Raw genomic sequence first — 235 nt, forward strand, 5'->3', positions numbered from 1 at the left:
GCAGTCGATCAGCACCAGCCCGGGCGGGGCGGCGGCGAGGGCGTCGCGCAGCCGGTACTCGCGGCGGGTGAGCGCGACGAGCTCGATCTCGGCGCCGGCGAGGTCCTGGTCGGAGGGGAGGAGGGAGAGGTTAGGGACAGCGGTGGGGCGGATCAGCTCGGCGAGGCGGCGGCCCTCGATCAGCATGGCGTAGGTGCCCGCGCCGCGCTCGCCCCGGGCGAGGCCGAGGCCGGTC

1 protein-coding gene is annotated in these 235 nt (G+C 77.0%); it reads right to left on the reverse strand.

Features of this window, described 5'->3' with window-relative positions; all coding sequences use genetic code 11:
- Nucleotides 1-235: ParA family protein (locus ACTIFS_RS21735; protein ID WP_439576210.1), on the reverse strand; the 235-nt coding region annotated here is incomplete at both ends.

The organism is Phreatobacter sp. (assembly GCF_051860605.1).
In the GTDB taxonomy this organism is placed as follows: domain Bacteria; phylum Pseudomonadota; class Alphaproteobacteria; order Rhizobiales; family Phreatobacteraceae; genus Phreatobacter.